Source organism: Microbacterium galbum (assembly GCF_032464915.1).
Lineage (GTDB): Bacteria > Actinomycetota > Actinomycetes > Actinomycetales > Microbacteriaceae > Microbacterium > Microbacterium galbum.
Genome location: NZ_JAWDIS010000003.1, coordinates 41,226 through 59,857 on the forward strand (window position 1 = coordinate 41,226; position 18,632 = coordinate 59,857).

The 18,632-nt window shown below is 71.4% G+C and carries 20 protein-coding genes; 13 read left to right on the forward strand and 7 right to left on the reverse strand.

The annotated features are described in order from the left end of the window. The first annotated feature begins 24 nt into the window (after positions 1–24). The 3 genes from RWH45_RS12960 (at position 25) to RWH45_RS12970 (ending at position 3,283) form a co-directional block, all read left to right on the forward strand. On the forward strand, positions 25–774 hold the full coding sequence (locus RWH45_RS12960; protein ID WP_315995314.1) for a class I SAM-dependent methyltransferase: 750 nt from the start codon (positions 25–27) through the stop codon (positions 772–774). Positions 775–814: 40 nt separating this feature from the next. Further along, positions 815–1,888 carry a redox-regulated ATPase YchF gene (gene ychF, locus RWH45_RS12965; RefSeq protein ID WP_315995315.1) on the forward strand — a complete coding sequence of 358 codons (1,074 nt, stop codon included), beginning with the start codon at positions 815–817 and terminating at the stop codon, positions 1,886–1,888. A 645-nt stretch (positions 1,889–2,533) separates the two neighbouring features. Beyond that, positions 2,534–3,283 (forward strand): hypothetical protein, encoded by a 750-nt coding sequence (locus RWH45_RS12970; RefSeq protein WP_315995316.1) that lies wholly within the window; start codon positions 2,534–2,536, stop codon positions 3,281–3,283. Positions 3,284–3,426: 143 nt separating this feature from the next. Here RWH45_RS12970 and RWH45_RS12975 read toward each other — a convergent pair whose 3' ends face one another. Then, the gene (locus RWH45_RS12975) at positions 3,427–4,296 is read right to left on the reverse strand and encodes a hypothetical protein (protein WP_315995317.1); all 870 of its coding nucleotides are present in this window, start codon (positions 4,294–4,296) and stop codon (positions 3,427–3,429) included. A 179-nt stretch (positions 4,297–4,475) separates the two neighbouring features. Between RWH45_RS12975 and RWH45_RS12980 the strand changes: the two genes are divergently transcribed. The 3 genes from RWH45_RS12980 to RWH45_RS12990 are packed head-to-tail and all read left to right on the forward strand — an operon-like array spanning position 4,476 to position 7,030. Continuing rightward, positions 4,476–5,036: a hypothetical protein gene (locus tag RWH45_RS12980; protein WP_315995318.1), complete on the forward strand. Its 561-nt coding sequence runs from the start codon at positions 4,476–4,478 to the stop codon at positions 5,034–5,036. Further along, entirely contained in the window at positions 5,037–6,419 is a 1,383-nt protein-coding gene (locus RWH45_RS12985) for a sensor histidine kinase (protein ID WP_315995319.1), read from the forward strand. Next, positions 6,416–7,030: a response regulator gene (locus RWH45_RS12990; RefSeq protein WP_315995320.1), complete on the forward strand. Its 615-nt coding sequence runs from the start codon at positions 6,416–6,418 to the stop codon at positions 7,028–7,030. Before RWH45_RS12985 ends, RWH45_RS12990 begins: the two co-directional genes overlap by 4 nt. Positions 7,031–7,036: 6 nt before the next feature. Here the strand turns inward: RWH45_RS12990 and RWH45_RS12995 are convergent, their stop codons facing one another. Together RWH45_RS12995 and RWH45_RS13000 are read right to left on the reverse strand one after the other, a co-directional pair. Then, positions 7,037–7,465: a class F sortase gene (locus RWH45_RS12995; RefSeq protein ID WP_315995321.1), complete on the reverse strand. Its 429-nt coding sequence runs from the start codon at positions 7,463–7,465 to the stop codon at positions 7,037–7,039. A 212-nt stretch (positions 7,466–7,677) separates the two neighbouring features. Continuing rightward, positions 7,678–8,388 (reverse strand): CHRD domain-containing protein, encoded by a 711-nt coding sequence (locus tag RWH45_RS13000; protein ID WP_315995322.1) that lies wholly within the window; start codon positions 8,386–8,388, stop codon positions 7,678–7,680. A 220-nt stretch (positions 8,389–8,608) separates the two neighbouring features. Here RWH45_RS13000 and RWH45_RS13005 point away from each other — a divergent pair, with 220 nt between their 5' ends. Together RWH45_RS13005 and RWH45_RS13010 are read left to right on the forward strand one after the other, a co-directional pair. Further along, positions 8,609–9,142 (forward strand): sigma-70 family RNA polymerase sigma factor, encoded by a 534-nt coding sequence (locus tag RWH45_RS13005; protein WP_315995323.1) that lies wholly within the window; start codon positions 8,609–8,611, stop codon positions 9,140–9,142. Beyond that, positions 9,126–9,821 (forward strand): hypothetical protein, encoded by a 696-nt coding sequence (locus tag RWH45_RS13010; protein WP_315995324.1) that lies wholly within the window; start codon positions 9,126–9,128, stop codon positions 9,819–9,821. Before RWH45_RS13005 ends, RWH45_RS13010 begins: the two co-directional genes overlap by 17 nt. A 34-nt stretch (positions 9,822–9,855) precedes the next feature. Here RWH45_RS13010 and RWH45_RS13015 read toward each other — a convergent pair whose 3' ends face one another. Then, positions 9,856–11,172 carry a D-alanyl-D-alanine carboxypeptidase family protein gene (locus RWH45_RS13015; protein ID WP_315995325.1) on the reverse strand — a complete coding sequence of 439 codons (1,317 nt, stop codon included), beginning with the start codon at positions 11,170–11,172 and terminating at the stop codon, positions 9,856–9,858. Positions 11,173–11,344: 172 nt separating this feature from the next. Between RWH45_RS13015 and RWH45_RS13020 the strand changes: the two genes are divergently transcribed. Together RWH45_RS13020 and RWH45_RS13025 are read left to right on the forward strand one after the other, a co-directional pair. Then, complete coding sequence (locus tag RWH45_RS13020; RefSeq protein WP_074697048.1) at positions 11,345–11,515, forward strand: CsbD family protein; 171 nt, start codon at positions 11,345–11,347, stop codon at positions 11,513–11,515. A 98-nt stretch (positions 11,516–11,613) separates the two neighbouring features. Beyond that, a complete protein-coding gene (locus tag RWH45_RS13025) occupies positions 11,614–12,582 on the forward strand; it encodes an aldose 1-epimerase family protein (protein WP_315995326.1) in 969 nt (322 codons plus the stop codon). A gap of 72 nt (positions 12,583–12,654) precedes the next feature. Here RWH45_RS13025 and RWH45_RS13030 read toward each other — a convergent pair whose 3' ends face one another. Continuing rightward, the gene (locus tag RWH45_RS13030) at positions 12,655–13,065 is read right to left on the reverse strand and encodes a glucose-6-phosphate dehydrogenase (RefSeq protein ID WP_315995327.1); all 411 of its coding nucleotides are present in this window, start codon (positions 13,063–13,065) and stop codon (positions 12,655–12,657) included. A 177-nt stretch (positions 13,066–13,242) separates the two neighbouring features. Here RWH45_RS13030 and RWH45_RS13035 point away from each other — a divergent pair, with 177 nt between their 5' ends. Beyond that, positions 13,243–14,652 (forward strand): SPFH domain-containing protein, encoded by a 1,410-nt coding sequence (locus RWH45_RS13035; protein ID WP_315995328.1) that lies wholly within the window; start codon positions 13,243–13,245, stop codon positions 14,650–14,652. 13 nt (positions 14,653–14,665) lie between these two features. Then, complete coding sequence (locus RWH45_RS13040) at positions 14,666–15,493, forward strand: DNA-formamidopyrimidine glycosylase family protein (RefSeq protein ID WP_315995329.1); 828 nt, start codon at positions 14,666–14,668, stop codon at positions 15,491–15,493. A gap of 395 nt (positions 15,494–15,888) precedes the next feature. Here the strand turns inward: RWH45_RS13040 and RWH45_RS13045 are convergent, their stop codons facing one another. Continuing rightward, positions 15,889–16,437 carry a type 1 glutamine amidotransferase domain-containing protein gene (locus RWH45_RS13045; RefSeq protein ID WP_315995330.1) on the reverse strand — a complete coding sequence of 183 codons (549 nt, stop codon included), beginning with the start codon at positions 16,435–16,437 and terminating at the stop codon, positions 15,889–15,891. Between the two features lie 236 nt (positions 16,438–16,673). On the opposite strand from RWH45_RS13045, the gene RWH45_RS13050 reads away from it, so the two are divergent. After that, on the forward strand, positions 16,674–16,811 hold the full coding sequence (locus RWH45_RS13050) for a hypothetical protein (protein WP_315995331.1): 138 nt from the start codon (positions 16,674–16,676) through the stop codon (positions 16,809–16,811). Between the two features lie 171 nt (positions 16,812–16,982). Here the strand turns inward: RWH45_RS13050 and RWH45_RS13055 are convergent, their stop codons facing one another. Next, entirely contained in the window at positions 16,983–18,476 is a 1,494-nt protein-coding gene (locus RWH45_RS13055; RefSeq protein ID WP_315995332.1) for an MDR family MFS transporter, read from the reverse strand. Between the last annotated feature and the right edge of the window lie 156 nt (positions 18,477–18,632).

The window sequence follows — 18,632 nt, forward strand, 5'->3', positions numbered from 1 at the left end:
GAGGGGCGGCGTAGGGTCGAGGCCATGACGGGGAGTGAGAAGTCGACGTCGTTCGGGCAGGCGGCATCCGCGTACGAGTCGGGCCGCCCGGGATACCCGGCCGAAGCCGTGGCCTGGCTGCTGGATCCGGTGCGCGAAGAGGGGCGCGCCCTGCGCGTGGCCGACGTGGGGGCGGGCACGGGAAAGCTCACGCGGGCGGTCGTCGAGCTCGGTGCCGACGTGGTGGCGATCGACCCGGATGCCGACATGCTCGCCGCCCTGCGCTCCTCCGTCCACGGCGTGCCGACCTTCGCCGGCACGGCGGAGCGTCTGCCGCTGCCCGACGCCGGTCTCGATGCGGTCGTGATGGGCCAGGCGTGGCACTGGGTCGACGTCGAGGCGGCATCGCGCGAGGTGGGGCGGGTGCTGCGCAGCGGCGGGTCCCTCGGTCTGATCTGGAACATCCGCGACGACGCCGTCGACTGGGTGCGCCGTCTCACCGCGGCGATGGGTGGGTCGAACGCCGAGGTGCTCCTCGCGACCACCGGCCCACGGGTCGCGGAGCCCTTCGCGCCGCTCGAGCACGAGCAGTGGCGCTGGGAGCGGCCTATCACCCTTCCCCTGCTGCGCGAGCTCGTCTCCTCGCGCAGCGACGTCATCACGGCCGACCCCGAGACCCGCGCGCGGATCGATGCCGCGGTCGACGAGGTCGTGGCATCCGTCCCCGGATTGGCCGACGGGGCCACGGTCGCGCTGCCGTACGTCACCCACGCATTCCGCGCGCGGCGGCCGTGAGGCGGGTGGGCGCCGCCCGGGCCGGGTAACCTGGACTCCCGTGGCTCTTACCATCGGAATCGTCGGCCTTCCCAACGTCGGAAAGTCGACCCTCTTCAACGCCCTGACCAAGAACTCGGTGCTCGCCGCGAACTACCCGTTCGCCACGATCGAGCCCAACGTCGGGGTCGTGAACCTTCCCGATGCACGCCTGCAGCAGCTGGCCGACGTCTTCGGCAGCGAGCGGCTCGTGCCGGCCGCGGTGTCGTTCGTCGACATCGCCGGCATCGTGCGCGGCGCGAGCGAGGGCGAGGGCCTCGGCAACCAGTTCCTCGCGAACATCCGTGAAGCGGATGCCATCGCCCAGGTCGTCCGCGGGTTCGCCGACGACGACGTGGTCCACGTCGACGGTGCGGTCAACCCCGCCAGCGACATGGAGACGATCAACGCCGAGCTGCAGCTCGCCGACCTCCAGACCCTCGAGAAGGCCATCACGCGCTACGAGAAGGAGGTCAAGGGCAAGAAGCTCGACCCCTCCGTCCTCGACGCGGCCAAGGCCGCGCAGGACGCGCTGCAGCGCGGCGTGCTGCTCTCGGGATCCGGTCTCGACCTCTCGCCCATCCGCGAGCTGGGTCTGCTGACCGCCAAGCCTTTCATCTTCGTCTTCAACGTCGACGAGGCGGTGCTCACCGACCAGGCTCGCAAGGACGAGCTGTCGGCGCTGGTGGCGCCCGCGAAGGCCGTCTTCCTGGATGCCAAGATCGAGTCCGAGCTGATCGACCTTGACCCCGAGGATGCCGCCGAACTTCTGGCATCCACCGGTCAGGACGAGTCGGGCCTCGATCAGCTCGCCCGTATCGGCTTCGACACGCTCGGCCTGCAGACCTACCTCACCGCCGGCCCCAAGGAGGCCCGCGCGTGGACGATCCCGCAGGGCGCGAAGGCCCCGCAGGCGGCCGGTGTCATCCACACCGACTTCGAGAAGGGCTTCATCAAGGCCGAGGTCATCTCGTTCGCCGACCTCGTCGAGCTCGGCTCGGTCGCCGAGGCCCGCGCGAAGGGCAAAGCGCGCCTCGAGGGCAAGGACTACGTCATGCAGGACGGCGACGTGGTGGAGTTCCGGTTCAACAACTGACGCTCGGGTGAGGGGAGGGCGACGGCCATGACTTCCCGGGACATCGTCGTGCGCTACGACGCAGTCAAGCGGGCAGCCGTGGAGAGCGCCCTGCGGAAGGCCGTGCGCGGGCAGGGTATCGCGGCGATCGCCCTCGCCGCGGTGTGGGGACTCGTCACGCTGCTCCCACTCGTCGCCGCGGCCGTCGCCGGGCAGGCCAGCGCCACCCTGGTAGTCGTCTTCGGCGCGCTGCTCCTCGTTCCCCTCGCCATCGGCGTCTTCGGTGTGCGCCAGCTCCGGCGACGACCACGCATACCTGAGATGGCCGTCGCGATCACCCCCACCAGCGTGCATTTCCCGGCCCTCGAACGTCCGTCCGGCGTGGCTAGACGAGTGCCGGCCGAGGAGTGGGCGCGGGAGGGGACGACCGCCGAGATCAGACCGGCGTCCGGACTCTGCCGACGGCCGCCATCGTCTTCACGCGGCACGACGGACGCACACGGCGGCGCCGGACGGTCTCCGCCGAGCATCTCGACATCGACCCGCGGACGATCGTCGATGTGCTCGGCGGTCCGCCGTCCGCCTAGCGACGATGCGTCGCGACGCGGCAGAGACCTGGCCACCCGTACCGTCCGTCGTCGGATGCTCTTTCCTACACTGGGCTCCATGGACACCCCCGACGCCCGCATCGCCTCTGTTCCGCCCGGGTGGGTGTGGCCGGCGGCATCCAAGAAGCGGTTGTCTCTGCTGCCCGCGGAGATGTTCAACCGGACGTTCGAGCGGGCGCCCGACGACTGGCTGCACGTCGCCCCGCTGAAGAAACCTCCGCTGTTCCTGACCGTCGTGACCGGTGTCATCACCCTGTTCCTCGGGTGGGTGGTGGTCGCCGTGTTGATGCAGGCCGGCACCACCCCGGCGATGGAGGGCCCGATCCCGTACGTGATCGCGGGTGTCTTCGGGCTCATCGGGCTGTTCTTCCTCATCTCGTTCATCAGCCTGCTCTTCGCCTCGCGGAGCCGCTCATCGTGGGGCAACCGTCAGTGCGTGGCGGTCGGGCGCAGCGGTATCGCGGTGCGGTTCCAAGGCGTGGGCACGAACATCCCGTGGTCCGAGGTGAAGGCAGTGGTCGCGACGACGACGAACGACTCGGGGGTGCAGCAGGCGCGCCCGGTGAAGATCCCGGTCCTGCGGATCGAGCGTGACGTCGACCTCGCCTCGGGCGAGCTGCGGTCGTGGCAGATCGCCACGTTCGCGCTCGACGCGGCGCCGCGCGCGGTCTATGCCGCGGCTCACTTCTACTGGACGCACCCGCATCTGCGCGCGGAGCTCGGGACCACCGTGGCCCAGCAGCGCATCGACGGATTCGCCGGGTTCGCGCCCACGACGGTGGGGCCGCAGGGCGTCGCCGGCTTCTGACCGCGAACGGTGGCAGTCGAGCGCCGACCGTCCACGCCGTCGAGAGCGGGGTCACGGCGAGCCCGTCGCGAGGAACACGACAGCGCCCCCGGCCATCCGACCGGGGGCGCTGTGTTCTTCGGGCCTGTGTGTTCCCAGGGAACTCAGCCGCCGATCGGCGTCGGGTTTGTCGGGTCGGGCGGAACGGGGAGCGAACCGTTGATGCGGTTCTGCGCCTGGCACTGGCTCGTGCAGTTCGTGGCGCCGGCCGACAGTTCCACGGCATCCTCGCCGAGCACGCCGCCCATGCGGCCGCCCGAGGTCACGGTCCACTTCGTGACGGTGGCATCCTGATACGTCTTCGTCGCGACCTGGGGGCTGTCCTTGCCGAGCAGCATCTGGTGGGCATTCGCGCCGGAGGCGACGGCATCCACTCCGTTTCCGAAGTTGATCTTGCCCGTGTACTGGTTCACGAAGTAGAACAGACCGGGGCCGAGCGTGTGCACGAGTTCGACGGGGGCGGCGAACTCGGGCTCCATCTGGAAGATGCCGCCCTGCGCGCCGTCCTTGGCCTGGATCTTGAGCTTGCCGGCCGCCGTGGTGAAGATCGCGACGATCGCGTCGTCACGCACCTCGAGGCTCGACAGGCGGGTGCCCGCGCGCTGCGCGGCGGTGAGCGTCGGCACCTTCGACGCGAACACCACGGTGGGGCTCGTGACCATGCGCTGCGTGTCGGGGGCGCCGGTCAGGGTGTAGTCGTACACGCCCAGGGTCACGGGGTCGATCGTGAAGCGGTTGTTCGTCCCGCTCACGGTGATGCGGCCCGAGACGGCGATGTCCTTCAGCTTCGCGTCCTTGCCGGGTGCGGGGTTGTAGGTGGTGCCGTTGACGGTGACCGCGTAGTCACCGCCCGCTGAGGTCGTCTTGGCCTGGGCCGCGGTGGGGAGGAGGAGTCCGGATGCCGCGACCAGGGCGGCCGCGAGGATCGCGGTGCCGCGGGCCAGGCGGCGGCGGGACGGGGTGCTGATGCTCATGCTCTCTCGTTTCGTCGGTGGGCGAGCTGTGTCCACCGTCGGTCCGCGACCCCGGGCCGGGCAATGCGACCTTGGTACTACGACCATCGTCCGATGGCCCCGGTGCGCTGTTTCGCGGACAGTGGGTCATGGCAGTCCTCGTCGCGGGTGACAATGCAGAGGGCGGAAGGATGGATGACATGAAGAAGCGGATCCTCATCGGCGCGGGTGCGCTGGTGCTCGCCGCCGCCCCCGCGGCGGTGGGGCTGTGGGGCAATGCCTCGTTCGCCGAATCGGTTCCCGTTCCCGTGCCGACGTCGGTCCAGGTGGGCGTCCTCACTCCGAGCCCCGGCCCGAGCGTGGACGACCACGGCGGTGATCGGGACCGGGACCGACGGAGCGAGCCGGGGGACGATCGTGACGCGGATGGCGACGCCGCCGCGGACGAACGACGCGGCTCGACCTCAGACGATTCCTCCGTGTCCGGGAACCTCGACGACCACGGCGGGTCGGCCGTCACGGACGACCCCGTCGCTCCCTCCGGGGCCGATGACGGCGGGGGAGAGGTCCCCCGCGACGCTCGCGTCGAACAGAGCGACGACGGGGCCTCATCGGATGCCGGCGCCTCCGATGACTCGCGGAACGGCGGCGATGACGCGGCCTCGGGCGGGTCGGGTTCCGGCGGTTCCGGCTCCGATGACAGCGGCCGCCACGGAGGACGCGACGGTGGTGACGGTGGTGGCCGTGGGGGAGACGACTGAGTGACATCGGACCCGTCCGCCCCTCCCTGGCAGGTGCTGGTCGAGGCCCGAGCGGCGTCGGCGGCACCTCGCCGCTTGTCGACCCGTGCAGTGCTCGTGCGCCTCGCCGCGGGCCTGGCCGCGGTGCTCGTCGCGGTCGCCGCCCTCGCCGGGTTCGGCGCGCAGTGGCTCGCGGAACGCGAAGCCGTCAATGATGCCGCGCAGGTCACGAACGTGCTCGCCGACGCCGTGGTGCGTCCGGTCCTGACCGACGGACTCGCGGCGGGGGAGGACGCCGCGCTCGCCGCGTTCGACGAGACGGTGAGGTCGCAGATCCTCGGAGACGACGTCATCCGGGTGAAGATCTGGGATACCGAGGGGCGCGTGCTGTACGCCGACGAGCCGCAGCTGATCGGACGCACCTTCGTCCTCGACGACGCACAGCGCGCGGCCCTGGCCGCCCCGTCGACCCGTGCGGCGGTCTCGGATCTGTCGGAGGACGAGAACGAGTTCGAGACCGGTTCCCGGCTGCTCGAGGTGTACCGGCCCATGTGGACACCCAGTGGGCAGCAGGTGCTGTTCGAGGTCTACTACCCGTACGAGCCGGTCGCCGCGCGTTCCGCCGAGCTGTGGCGCGGCTTCGCGGGGGTGACGACGAGCAGTCTGCTGCTGTTCGTCGTGCTGACGGCCCCGATCGTCTGGACGTTGCTGCGCCAGCTCCGAGGCGCGGAGGCACGCCGGGCGGAACTGCTGCAGCGTGCCGTGGACGCATCGGACGCGGAGCGTCGGCGGATCGCCGGATCACTGCACGACGGCCCGGTGCAGGAGCTCGTCGCGACCAGTTACGGGGCCGAGGCCGCCGCCGTCGCCGCCGACGCGCGCGGAGAGGAAGAGGGAGCCGCCGGCATGCGCGAGGTCGCGGGCGCCGTGCGCGGTAACGTGCGGGTTCTGCGATCGCTCCTCGTCGACATCTACCCCGAGAGCCTCACGGCGTCGGGCCTGTCCTCGGCGCTGCACGACCTCGCCGCGACCGCCCGGACGCGTGGCGTGCCGGTCGTCCTCGACCTGCGCGCGCCCATCGATGCACTGTCGGAGGCGCACGAGCGCCTGATCTATCGGATCGTCCAGGAGGCCCTGCGAAACGCCGTGACCCACGCCGCGCCCTGCACGGTGACCATCGCGGTCGCGGCCGACCGTGGACGCATCGACCTGGTCGTCGCCGACGACGGCCCCGGCTTCGACGCCACCGCGGTGCTCGACGCCCCGGCCGAGGGGCACCTCGGTCTGCGCGTGCTCCGCGATCTCGCCACGGACGCGGGCGCCGAGCTCGCCCTGTCGACGTCCCCTGGCCGCGGCACGCGCTGGCGCCTGCGTTTCACCGACACCCCCCGGGAGATCTCATGATCCGCGTCCTCGTCGTCGACGATCACTCGATGGTGCGGGAGGGACTGGCATCCGTCCTCGCGGCCGAGGGCGACATCGCCGTCGTCGCCACGGCGGCGAACGGCGTCGACGCCCTCCGGGCGATCGAGGACGTCGACGTCGACGTCGCGGTCATGGACCTCTCGATGCCCGTGATGGACGGGGTCACCGCGACGCGCGAGATCCGCTCCCGTGCCGCCGGCATCCGGGTGCTCGTCCTGACCTCCTTCGGCGACCGTGACCAGGTGCGTCGCGCCGTCGCCGCGGGGGCGACCGGGTATCAGCTGAAGGATGCCGAGCCCCACGACCTCCGTGCGGCGGTGCGGGCCGTGCACGCCGGGCATGCCCCGCTGGATCCGCGCGTCGCGGGCGCGCTGCTCCCCGAGGAGATCACCGTGGACAGCGGTCTGAGCGCCCGCGAGGAGGAGGTGCTGCGCCTGGTGGCCGACGGGCTCGCCAACAAGCAGGTCGCGAACGCGCTCGGCATCTCGGAGCGCACGGTGAAGGCGCACCTGGGCAGTGTGTTCCGCCAGATCGGCGTGGCCGACCGGACGAGCGCGGCGCTGTGGGCGCGCGATCACCTCGGAACGTGACGGTCGTCAGACCCGCTCCGCGTAGACCACGCGGTTGTCGACGTAGTGCCCCGAATCGCGATCGAAGACGCCCCCGCACGTGATGAGTCGGAGCTCATCTCGCGCCGTCGCCCCGAAGACGCGCGCGGTGGGGAACGACGACTTGGGGTAGTCGGCCGCTCCGGTGACGCGGTACGCGTGCGTCCGGCCGTCGGCATCCTGCACCTCCACGACGTCTCCGACGACGAGGTCCTCGAGATCCTGGAAGACCGCGGGACCGGTGGGCGAGTCGACGTGCGCGGCGATCACCGTCGGGCCCGTGCCCCCGGGGCGCCCTCCGCCGGTGAACCAGCCGACCTCGTCGTAGTCGGCGGGAACCTCCATGGCGCCGTCGTCGGCGATGCCGAGGTCGATCAGTGACTCGTCCAGGTTGATCGCCGGGATCCACACGCGCACGGGAGGGGAAGCCGAGGCCGGGGACGCCGTCGAGGTCGGGGGCGATGATGACGCCGGGGGAGACGCGGTCGTCACGAGGGGCGTCGGCTCATCGGCCACAAGCGGGGAACTGCAACCGGTGACGGTCGTGAGCGCGCCGACGACGAGCACGCACGCGGTGCGCCGCTTCCATCCCGAGAAGGACGGCCGCCGCGCACCGCGCCGTGCGTCGGTCACTTCGCCGACGACGCGTGACGGCGGCGTAGCGCGAGTGCACCCGCGGCCACGACTCCCAGGCCGCCCGCTGCCGCGGCGAGACCCCACCCGCCGGCATCCGCCGTGGCGGAGCCACCGGCACCGGTGTCGACGCCGCCGACGGGGATCGCCGACAGCTGCCCGCGGACGACGCCGGCCGTGAAGTCGACGGTGTGCGAGTCGCCGGTGAAGCCGGCGGGGTCGGCCTCGATCTGCTTCAGGGTGAAGCCCTCGCCGGTGTCGACGCCGTCGGCGACCACGCCCGTGGTGAAGGGGCCCTGCAGGCAGCCTGAGGAGGTGCGGGGTCCGTCGCCCACGGGGGCGGGGTTGGGGAAGGCGATGCGGGGCGGCCCGGGCTTGCCGACGGCCGCTTCGTGAATGTGCGTGGCGGTCTTGGCGGGGCTCTGGTAGTCGCCGGTGACGCCCTTGAGGCGGATGTCGTAGCAGATGATGTCGAGGTCGGAATTGATGCGGAACGTGTACGTGCCGGTGGCGCCCTCCTCGCCGGGCGCGGCGACGCCGTCGTTGTTGATCACCTGATCGGGGGTGGCCATGACCGTGAACGCGCTCGTGAACTCGGCGGGTTCGGCCACCTCGGTCTCGGCGTGCGCGGGGAGCCCGACGGCCAGGAGGGCGACGCCGGCCAGGGCGCCGATCGTCAGTGGGCGGGCGTACGTCTTCTTCGTCATCGTCGTGCCTTTCGATCGGGACGCGGAGTGTCCGGTTGCGGGGGAGTACGACCGCCGGGGGCCGCGCGTTCACGGCATCCGGGATTTTCTTCCGCGCCGTGAACGCCGGCACCGCCCCGGTCGTACACCCCACGAGGCCGTCGGCAGGCGACGGTTACCCTCGGAGAGGACGACACGGGTGACGGAGTCCGAGTCCACAAGACGCGAGGGGGAGTTGCGGATGCGCGCCTCTCGGCGACCGAGCACACGCCCCGCGTTCGACCTACGCCGTGCGTTCGACGACAACGGCCACGCCCTGCTGGGATTCGCGGTGAACGCCCTGCGCGACCGGCCGTTGGCCGAGGACTGCGTGCAGGAGACGTTCCTCCGAGCGTGGCGGGCGCGCGACCGATTCGACGCGCGGGCCGCATCCGAGCGCACGTGGCTGTTCTCGATCGCGCGCAACGTGATCGTCGACGCCCTGCGTGCTCGGGCGCGGCTGCCGGTGATCGGCGACCAAGGCGAGCTCGAGAGCCGGGCGGCCGAGGCGATCGACCCGCTCGACCGCTTGCGCATGCTCGAGGCGCTGTCGATCCTCAGCGAGGCGCATCGCACCGCGGTCGTGGCGATTCACCTGCACGGTCGTTCGTATCAGGAGCTCGCAGATGCCACGGGCGTCCCTGTCGCGACGTGGCGCACACGAACGTTCCACGGGCTCCGCGCCCTCCGCACGCACCTCGAGGAGATGGAGGAGACCGATGCGCACTCCCGATGACCGCTGGGCCGAACTGGCCGCCGCCGCGCTGGCGGGTGAGCTGAGCGCGGCGGAGGAGGCGGAGTTCGACGAGCTGCGTCGCTCCGACCCGGCCCGCGCCGAGGAGTACGCCCACCTCGAGGACCTCACCGGACGGCTCCGTCAGGGCGACGTCGGGTGGGTCGCGCCGCGCGACGGCGGCGAGCTGTTCGCTCGGATCGAGTCCTCGCTGGGGGCCCCGGCTCCGGTGCCCCACGCGGCACCGCGGGAGCGACAGCGCCGATGGGTGACGCCGGTGGTCGCGGCCGCGTGCCTGGTGGGGGGCGTCGTGCTCGGGGTCAACGGCGTGGGGCTGTTCGACTCCTCGGTGCCGTCGGGCCCGCCCGGCACCCTCGGCGCCCTCGAGCGCGTCGCGGTGAGCGACGACCGCGACGGAGTGGACGTCTCGGCCGAGGTCGTCGCGCACACGTGGGGCACGGAGGCCTACCTCGAAGCGACGGGGCTCGACGTGGGGGCCACCTACGAGCTGGTCTTCGTCGGGGTCGACGGCGCGGAGTTCTCGGCGGGCGAGGTGCTGGGCTCCGAGGTGCCGATCGTCTGCCGTCTGAACGCGGCCGTTCTCCGGGGGGATGCCGTGCGCATGGAATTGCGCGACACCGGCGAGGCCGTGATCGCGCACGCGGACCTGCCCGCGGTCTGAAACGTCATGGCGGGAGGGGGCGCCCGCCCGGGCGTCAGCCCAGTTCGCCCGGGTGGGTCAGACGCCACAGCAGCGTGGGCTCCTCGATGGCGCCGGAGATCTTCACGTCGGCCGAGGTCGATTGCGGACCCGCCGTCCACGTGACGGTCCCGACCGTCTCGCCGTCGGCGTAGGTGCGCGGCGTCTCGGTGTCGAGGGTCACGGTCACGGGGGTGTCCGACCAGGTGCGCACCTCCGCATTCTTCGCGAGCACAAGCTCCGCCTGCGACCCCCAGCGCGTGGTGATCGTACCGATCGTCTCGCCGAGGCTGCCGACCTGCAGATCGTGGAACCCGTCGCTGACGCTCTGCAGCAGTCGCGCCACATCGTCGTCGGTGCTGTCGTGGGTCTCGCCGCCCAGGCGCACGCCCGTGATCTCGAGCGGGCTGCCGATGCCGACATCGAGGGAGGCCGTGAACAGCAGGTTGAACGTGCCGTCGCCGAGATTGCCGGTCTTGAGTCCGTCGATCCCGAGCGTGCCCAGCAGATCGTTCGTATTGGTCACGGTGCCCGCACCGGTCACGCTGATCGAACGCATCGCCGTGATCGCGGCGATCGTGGGGTTCGCCCCGGCCAAGCGGGCGATGGCGACCAGATCGCCGGGCGTGGAGGTGTTGCGCGCGTCGATGCCCGTGGCATCCACGATGCGGGTGTCGTTCAGGCCGTTGCGAGTCAGCCAGGACCGAGCGGCGTCGACGTACGCGCCCTCCGATCCGAAGCCCCAGCGGGCGATCGCGACCGCGTAGTTGCTCGCCGAGGGCAGGAGCATCGTGGCCAGGGCGTCGTGCAACGGCATGCGGGTGCCATCGGGCATGTTCGCGATCGTGACGCCCTGCACGTAGAAACGGTCGTACAGGTCGGTGTCGGCCTCGGTGAAGGCGATGGTGGGTCCGGGATCGGCGGCGTCGCCCAGCGGGTGCGCATCGAGCACGACCAGAGCCGTGATGAGCTTGGCGATGCTGGCGATGGGACGGGCGTCGTCGCCCCCCGACGACGCGAACACCCCGGCCGCATCGGGTCCGAGATACTGTTCGCCGCCGTCGATGCTCATCCGCACCGAGCCGGAGGAGGGCAGGACCAGGGATGCCGGGCCCGCCGCGTTCACGGTCGGCGTCTGCGAGGTGACGGTCGGGGCGGGCAGGGCCGCCGACGACGCCCACCAGACGTAGCCGCCGCCACCGCCGAGGGTGGCGAGGAGAACGACGAGGAAGACGATGAGCGCGACCCGGCCGGCCCGCCCGGGAGGTGCCGGCTCGCGCGGTGCCTCGTCGAGGAGACTGGAGAAATCGGCGAGCGTGTCGGGCGCGGTCATGAGGTGCGACCGCCCGTCGCGAATGATGCTTCCCCCCGGCGCATGCCTCGAACCTATCCCGTCGGCTTGCCTCACACGCACATGAATTTCAAGCCCCCCGCCGCGTCGGGCGCGCAGATCTAGCGTGGATGCACATCGGGAGATACCCGGAAACCTAACGGGAGGTGCCGACATGGGACTCGACGACAAGATCAAGAACGCCGCTGAGAACATCGCGGGCAAGGCGAAGGAAGCCACGGGCAAGGCCACCGACAACGAGCGCCTCGAAGCCGAGGGCCAGGCGGACCAGACCAAGGCCCACGCCAAGCAGGCCGGCGAGAACGTCAAGGACGCCTTCAAGTAAGTCGCCCTCCCCGAATGCCCCGACCCTCGCGGTCGGGGCATTCGTCGTTTCCGGAACGGATGCCGGAGGCAGGCGCCCGCGTTCGCGATAATGGCGGAATGACCGCTGCCGTTCCCACCGAGACGCCCACGCTCGTCTCGGGCACCCCCGTCGTCCTGCGCGCCCACGGCTACGAAGCCGCGATCGCCAGTGTCGGCGCGTCCCTCCGCTCGCTCACCTTCGACGGCCGTGACCTCGTGGTCCCCTTCGACGCCGACGAACTGCGACCCGCCTATCGCGGCACGACGCTCGCGCCCTGGCCCAATCGGGTGGTGGACGGCATCCATCGCTTCGACGGCGAGGAGCACCAGCTGCCGCTCACCGAGCCGAACCGCGGCCACGCCCTGCACGGTCTGCTGTCGTGGGTGGACTGGAACGTGCTCGACGCCTCCGACGACGCCGTCTCGCTGACCGCGACCGTGACCGCTCAGGCCGGATACCCCTGGTGGCTCGTCGTGTCCACCACGTTCCGTCTCGGAGCCGACGGCCTGACGCAGACCGTGCGAGCGACCAACCTGTCCGACACCCCGGCGCCGTGGGGCACCGGCCCGCACCCCTACCTCGTCGCCGGTCCGGCCGCGCTCGACGAATGGTCGCTCTCGCTCCCGGCCGACACCGTGCTCGAGGTCACGCCCGATCGTCTCGCGCCGGTGGCCTTGGCATCCGTCGAGGTCGACGCCGACCGCTTCGACTACCGCGACGAGCGCGTGCTCGGCGCCGTCGAGATCGACCACGCCTACACCGGGCTGATCCGGGATGCCGACGGCCGCGCCACGGTCACCCTCACCGACCCCGCCGGCACCGGGGTGGCGATGACCTGGGCCGAGGACTGCCCGTGGGTGCAGATCCACACCGCCGACCTGCCGGCCGGGCCCGGGACGCCCGGGCACCGCGCGGGGCTGGCGGTGGAGCCGATGACCTGCGCGCCCGATGCGTTCAACGACGACGCCTACGACTTCGCCACCGGCGTGGTCTCGCTCGATCCGGGCGCGTCGCACGAGGCCGGCTGGACGATCTCGGCGCGCTGAGCCGGCCGCAGACGCGAATCGCCCCGGATCCGTCCGGGGCGATTCGTCGTTGCGAGCGGTCGGTCCGCGAGCTCAGACCACCTGGGTGCCGCACATGCCGCAGTCGCCGCCGGCCGAGACCTCGACGAAGCAGTCCGGGCACATCGCCCGCGTGGGCCGGTCGGTGATCGGGGTGGGCTTGGGGCTCGTGCTGCGGCGTTCGGCCTTCGGCGCGGCCGCGCGCGCACGGCGCATCTCGATGGTCGGGGCGGGCGGCGGGGGCGGGGCGACGGGCTTGTGCGCCTCGCAGTAGAAGCGGACGAATCCGCCGTGGTGCTTGGGGTGGCGGTGCTTCACCGCCCACAGCTCGGTGCGCTCGTACAGCGGACCGTCGGTGCCGCACGCGACGCACCGGGTGGCTTCGCCCGGTACGACGTCGGCGACGAGGACGGGGGCGTCGAAGCGGATGGCATCCCGCCAATCCTGCGACGAAACGATCTTCATGGGGGACCCTTCTTCGGCGGTTCGGGCCGCCTCACCCTCAACGGTACGCTCCTCCCCAGGCCCCTGGGGACGCCGATCGTGCGCTCCGGGGCTGGACAGTGCCCGCGGGGCGCCGGATAGGTTGGAAGCAATTCCCCCGCGCCGCCGCTTTCGTGCGGCGCCTGTCGAAGGAGAACCATGGAATTTGCTGCTCTGGGGGCGATCGGCATCGTCGTGGTCATCGCACTCGTCGTCGTCATCGTCGTCTTCCTCATCATCGCGGGGCTGATCCGCGGCTGGTACCGGGTCGCCAAGGCCGACGAGGCCCTGGTGATCGTCGGTAAGCGTCAGAAGGGCGCGGACGGCGGATCCTCCCGCATCACCGTCATCACCGGTGGCGGTGCGATCGTCAACCCGCTCACGCAGCGCGGCGAGATGATCTCGCTGCGCGCTCGTCAGATCAAGATGGAGCCGACCGCGCAGTCGTCCAACGGCGTGACCGTGAACGTCAGCGGTGTGGCGCTGGTCAAGATCGGCTCCGACCCCGAGTCGGTGCGCCGCGCGGCCGAGCGCTTCGCCTCGCAGGACAAGGCGATCGAGCAGTTCACGACCGAGCAGCTCGAGGGTGCGCTGCGCGGCGTCGTCGCGACGCTGACCGTCGAGGAGCTCATGCGCGACCGGCAGCGGCTGTCGGACCAGATCGCCGAGGGCATCAAGGGCGACCTGTCGTCGCAGGGCCTCATCCTCGACTCCTTCCAGATCCAGGGCGTCACCGACGGCAACGGCTACATCGCCGCCCTCGGTGCGACCGAGGTCGAGCGCGTGAAGCGCGAGGCCGAGGTCGCCCGCATCAACGCGGTTCGCGAGATCCGCGCACGCCAGATCGCCACCGATGAGGCGAACCTGATCGAGCAGACGAAGCTCGACAAGAACAGCGCCGCGGCCAAGGCCGAGGTCGGTCGGGCCAACGCCGAGGCCGAGCAGGCCGAGGCCCTCACCCGCGCCGAGCGTCGCCAGGCGGTTCTGCAGCAGGAGGCGCAGAACACGCAGGCGCGCCTCGAGTCCGAGGTCTCCCGCGTCGCCGACGCCGACCTGTACCAGCGCCAGAAGGATGCCGACGCCGAGGCGTACGCGCAGATCAAGGCCGCAGAGGCTCGCGCTCAGATCGCCGAGCAGGAGGCCTCCGCCGTGCGCGTGCGCGCCGAAGCCGACGCGCAGGCCGTGCGCCTGGCCGGTGAGGCGCGCGCCGAGGCGATCCGCGCCGAGGCCGAGGCCCTGTCGCAGAACCAGGAAGCACTGCTCGCCCAGCGCGCTCTCGAGGCGCTGGTGCCGATGATGGCCGAGTTCGCCAAGGGCTACGACCGCGTCGGCAACGTCACCGTCCTCGGCGGCGAGGGCGCGAGCGGCCACCTCGCGACCGAGTCGGCGACGGGCCTGCGCTCCTCGTTCGAGGCCGTGAAGGCGGCGACGGGGATCGACCTGACGCAGATCATCCAGGGCCGCGCCGTGGCCGACGCGTTCGCCGAGTCGGCGCGTCGCCCCGCGGCCGAGGCGCCGGCATCCAGCGCCCCCGCGGCGCCGCCCGCGGCGTCTGACCTCGGGGTCTGAGCGGCACCCGCCGATGCCCGAAGCCCCCGAGGTCGAGGCGCTCGCGCTGTTCCTGCGCGAGCGCCTGATCGGTCGCGAGGTCGTCGGCACCGAGCTCGTCGAGGGGAGGGCGTGGAAGACCCGCGGCCGTCCCCTCGACCAGCTCGTGGGTCACCGGGTGACCGCCGTGACGCGATTCGGCAAGCACATCGACCTCGACCTGGACGGTGCGCATCTCTCGCTCGGGTTCGGCCGGGCGGGGTGGGCGACGTGGACCGACGCCGACGCCGCACCACAGCTCGCCGAGGCCGCGGCATCCCCTGCCGCCGCCGTCATCGCGCGGGTCGTGTTCGACGACGGCGAGCTGGGCATCACGGATGCGGGGGAGTGGCTGTCCGTCCAGCTGCACCTCGTCGACGAGCCGCGCGAGGTGCCCTCGGTGGCGAAGCTCGGACCGGATGCCATCGACCCGGACTACTCGCTCGAGATGCTCCGGGCGGCGCTGGGCGGGCGACGAAAGCAGGTGAAGGCCCTCCTGCAGGAGCAGGAGACGCTGGCCGGGATCGGCAACGCGTACTCGGATGAGATCCTCTTCGCCGCGCGACTGTCGCCGGTCGCCCACGCCTCGTCGCTGACGGACGACGAGGTGACGCGGCTGTTCGCGGCGTTGCGCGACACGCTCGCCAACGCCGTGGCGTCGCGTCGCGGAGTGCCGATCGCCGAGCAGAAGGCCGCGAAGGTGGCGGCGATGAAGGTGCACGGTCGCACGGGTGAGCCGTGTCCGGGGTGCGGCGGCGTGATCGAGGACATTCCCGGGACGAAGGGCGGCGGCCAGTGGTGCCCGTCGTGCCAGGGCGGCTGAGGGACGGACCGCGGGGCGGGAGACCGGGGGCGTCGGGTCGGTTCGCGGAGGGGCCCATCAGGTCGGTGGGTGCCGAGATCGGAGCCGTGCCCGCGGGCGATCGCGGCGACCGGCAGCAGCTCAGTGACTTGCGTCGGGTCGGTGACCGGCAGCAGGTCGGTGACCGGCAGCAGGTCGGTGATCGGCGCCTGGCCGGTGTTCCGCCCAGGTCGATGATCTGCGCCGGGTCGGTGTTCCGCCCAGGTCGATGATCTGCGCGGGGCCGGTGATCGGCGCAGGGTCAGCCGGCTCTCGAGTATCCGGTCTGACGCTGCGCCGAACAGGGACGATGCGTGGGCCCGGCGGCACGCGGAAGGGCCCCGAACCGTGGTCCGGGGCCCTTCCGACGATCGCGCTCAGGCGGTTTGACCGGAGTGCGTGCCCTCAGCGACCTCTTCGACGAGCTTGGCGTTGAAGGCCGGCAGGTCGTCGGGGTTGCGGCTGGAGACGAGGCCCTGGTCGACGTGGACCTCTTCGTCGACCCAGGTGGCGCCGGCGTTGCGGAGGTCGGTCTGCAGCGTGGGGTAGCTGGTGAGCGTGCGCCCCTTCAGCACATCGGCCTCGGTCAGGATCCACCCGCCGTGGCAGATGACGGCGACGGGCTTGTGCTGGTCGAAGAAGTCGCGGGCGAAGGACACGGCATCCTTCACGATGCGGATGTCGTCGGCGTTCTGCACGCCGCCCGGAAGGACGAGCGCGTCGAAGTCGCCGGCGGAGGCGCCCGAGACGGCGAGGTCGACCTTCTGCTCATGCCCCTTCTCGCCGCTGATGCTGCCCTCGTTCGGCGAGACGAGCACCGCTTCGGCACCGGCGGAGGTCACGGCCTCCCACGGGCTCGTCAGCTCGCTGTCTTCGAAACCGTCGGTGGCCAGGAATGCGATGCGCTTGCCGCTGAGATCGGTCATGGATACGCCTCTCTTCGTTGTCGGTGGGGTTCTCCACGTTAGGAACGAGACACGGCGCGAGGGCGGGGGTTGCGGATGCCCCGTGCAGGGGTTAGCCGCGAAGCGGGCCGACCGTGTCGATCGACGGCCGGTGCCGGGGTGTGCCCGCACGTTCACAAGTCCGGTCGCTCCCGGCGGGACGGGGGACGGGCGCGGCACCGGCCCCTGCCCGCACGCGCAGGCGTAGCATGGAGCGCATGTCCGGTGACTCCACGTCTGACACGACCACCGCGTCCACGCCGCTTCTCACGCTGCTGAACGCCCCCGCTGTCGAATCCGACGACGACGCTCCTTCCGCCTCGCAGTGCTGCGGCGGCGGCTCCTGCTCTCTCTGAGCGCTCGCTGACGTCTTTCTGACGCTACGCGTCCGCGCCCCGCGCGGCGATGTCGGTCGCCCCTTCTGGTGGTGAGCCGGGGTCTCGCTGCAACGCCGGCGGCGCCGGTCTTCAGCGCAGACTGCGAGACGGGCGCTCACCGTCACGGTGCGCGCCCGCCTCGAATGCCGGTCAGGGCGCGACGACGGCCGCGTCGGCTTCTTCCGCCTCCGCCGGCTTGCGCACGAAGCACGCGAGGACGACCGCGGCCGTGGCGATCACCGCGCCGACGAGGAAGGACGCGTGCACGCCGGACGCGACGGCGCCGGCCTGGTCGGTGCCACCGGCGAGGGCGATGCTCGAGAACACGGTCATGATCGCCACGAAGCCGGCCGTGCCCGCGGCACCGGCGACCTGCTGAGCGGTGCCGACGACGGCACTGCCGTGCGAGTACAGGCGGCGGGGGAGCGAACCGAGCGCGGAGGTCATCAGAGGCGTGAACACGAGGCCCAGCCCGAGGTTCAGGGCGAGGTAGACCGTGACGATCCACCACATCGGGGTGCCCTGGCCGAAGGTGAGCGCCATCGTCCACAACACGGCGGCGGCGATGAGCATCCCGGGGATGACGAGGGGAGTCGGGCCGAAGCGGTCGAACAGGCGACCGACGATCGGTGCCATGACCCCCATGAGCACGCCGCCCGGAAGCAACATGAGACCGACGGTGAGGCTGCTGAGGCCGAGCGCCTGCTGCAGGAAGATCGGCAGCAGGATGAGCGACCCGAAGAGAGCCGCCATCACGATCGCGACCAGGGGGACGGCGAGCCGGAACGAGGGGCTCAGGAAGACGCGCAGGTCGAGCAGAGCGGAGTCCGAGCGCTGCAGGCGGAGCTGGCGCAGGACGAAGACCGCGACGAACACGGCGCCCACCGCGAGCGGGATCCACACCGGCACGGACGCGTGGCCCGAGGCCGATTCGCCGATGGCGCTCAGGCCGTAGACCAGACCGCCGAAGCCGATCGCCGAAAGGACGACCGAGAGGACGTCGAAACGTGCATCGGGGCGGGTCTCGGTGACGTTGCGGACCCAGCGCGCACCGAGAGCGATGGCGACGAGCGCGATGGGCAGGATGAGCCAGAAGATCGCGTGCCAGGTGAGGGCCGAGAGGATGAGGCCCGAGACCGTGGGCCCGACCGCGGGTGCGACGGCGATGACGATGGTGACGACGCCCATCACCCGACCGCGCCTGTTCGCGGGGACCAGGTTGAGCACGGTCGTGAAGAGCAGGGGCATCATGACGCCCGTGCCCATCGCCTGGATGATGCGTCCCGCGAGCAGGACGCCGAACGCCGGCGCGACCGCGGCGACGAGCGTGCCGACGGCGAAGACGCCCATCGCGCTGAAGAACACCACGCGGATCGGGAAGCGCTCGAGGAGGAAGCCGGTCAGGGGGATGACGACGGCCATCGTCAGCAGGAACGCGGAGGTGAGCCACTGGCCGGTGGCCGCGCTCACGCCGAAATCGGCCATGATCGCCGGGAGCGCGACCGACATCGTGGTCTCGTTCAGGATGACGACGAAGGCGGCGACCACGAGCAGCGCGATCACCGGGCCGGGGCGGTGCGTCGGCATCGACGGGGTCGACGCGGTCGTCGGTCGGGAGACGGGGATGGTGCCGGTGGCGGCCATGACGAGGTCCTTTACACGCGGGGGGCTTCGTGGCGCCACGGAGGGCGACTGCGTCGGTCACAACGGGCAGGCGGCCCGAGGTATTCCGATATCGAGACGATCGGATCGAAGATGATCCGGTAGCGACCCTACCGAGGGGCTCCGACATCGCCGTCC

Coding starts and splice junctions, on each gene's coding strand:
- RWH45_RS12960 (WP_315995314.1), top strand. CDS start 25: ATGACGGGGAGTGAGAAGTCGACGTCGTTCGGGCAGGCGGCATCCGCG.
- RWH45_RS12970 (WP_315995316.1), top strand. CDS start 2,534: ATGGACACCCCCGACGCCCGCATCGCCTCTGTTCCGCCCGGGTGGGTG.
- RWH45_RS12975 (WP_315995317.1), bottom strand. CDS start 4,296: ATGAGCATCAGCACCCCGTCCCGCCGCCGCCTGGCCCGCGGCACCGCG.
- RWH45_RS12980 (WP_315995318.1), top strand. CDS start 4,476: ATGAAGAAGCGGATCCTCATCGGCGCGGGTGCGCTGGTGCTCGCCGCC.
- RWH45_RS12990 (WP_315995320.1), top strand. CDS start 6,416: ATGATCCGCGTCCTCGTCGTCGACGATCACTCGATGGTGCGGGAGGGA.
- RWH45_RS13000 (WP_315995322.1), bottom strand. CDS start 8,388: ATGACGAAGAAGACGTACGCCCGCCCACTGACGATCGGCGCCCTGGCC.
- RWH45_RS13005 (WP_315995323.1), top strand. CDS start 8,609: ATGCGCGCCTCTCGGCGACCGAGCACACGCCCCGCGTTCGACCTACGC.
- RWH45_RS13010 (WP_315995324.1), top strand. CDS start 9,126: ATGCGCACTCCCGATGACCGCTGGGCCGAACTGGCCGCCGCCGCGCTG.
- RWH45_RS13015 (WP_315995325.1), bottom strand. CDS start 11,172: ATGACCGCGCCCGACACGCTCGCCGATTTCTCCAGTCTCCTCGACGAG.
- RWH45_RS13020 (WP_074697048.1), top strand. CDS start 11,345: ATGGGACTCGACGACAAGATCAAGAACGCCGCTGAGAACATCGCGGGC.
- RWH45_RS13025 (WP_315995326.1), top strand. CDS start 11,614: ATGACCGCTGCCGTTCCCACCGAGACGCCCACGCTCGTCTCGGGCACC.
- RWH45_RS13030 (WP_315995327.1), bottom strand. CDS start 13,065: ATGAAGATCGTTTCGTCGCAGGATTGGCGGGATGCCATCCGCTTCGAC.
- RWH45_RS13035 (WP_315995328.1), top strand. CDS start 13,243: ATGGAATTTGCTGCTCTGGGGGCGATCGGCATCGTCGTGGTCATCGCA.
- RWH45_RS13040 (WP_315995329.1), top strand. CDS start 14,666: ATGCCCGAAGCCCCCGAGGTCGAGGCGCTCGCGCTGTTCCTGCGCGAG.
- RWH45_RS13045 (WP_315995330.1), bottom strand. CDS start 16,437: ATGACCGATCTCAGCGGCAAGCGCATCGCATTCCTGGCCACCGACGGT.
- RWH45_RS13050 (WP_315995331.1), top strand. CDS start 16,674: ATGTCCGGTGACTCCACGTCTGACACGACCACCGCGTCCACGCCGCTT.
- RWH45_RS13055 (WP_315995332.1), bottom strand. CDS start 18,476: ATGGCCGCCACCGGCACCATCCCCGTCTCCCGACCGACGACCGCGTCG.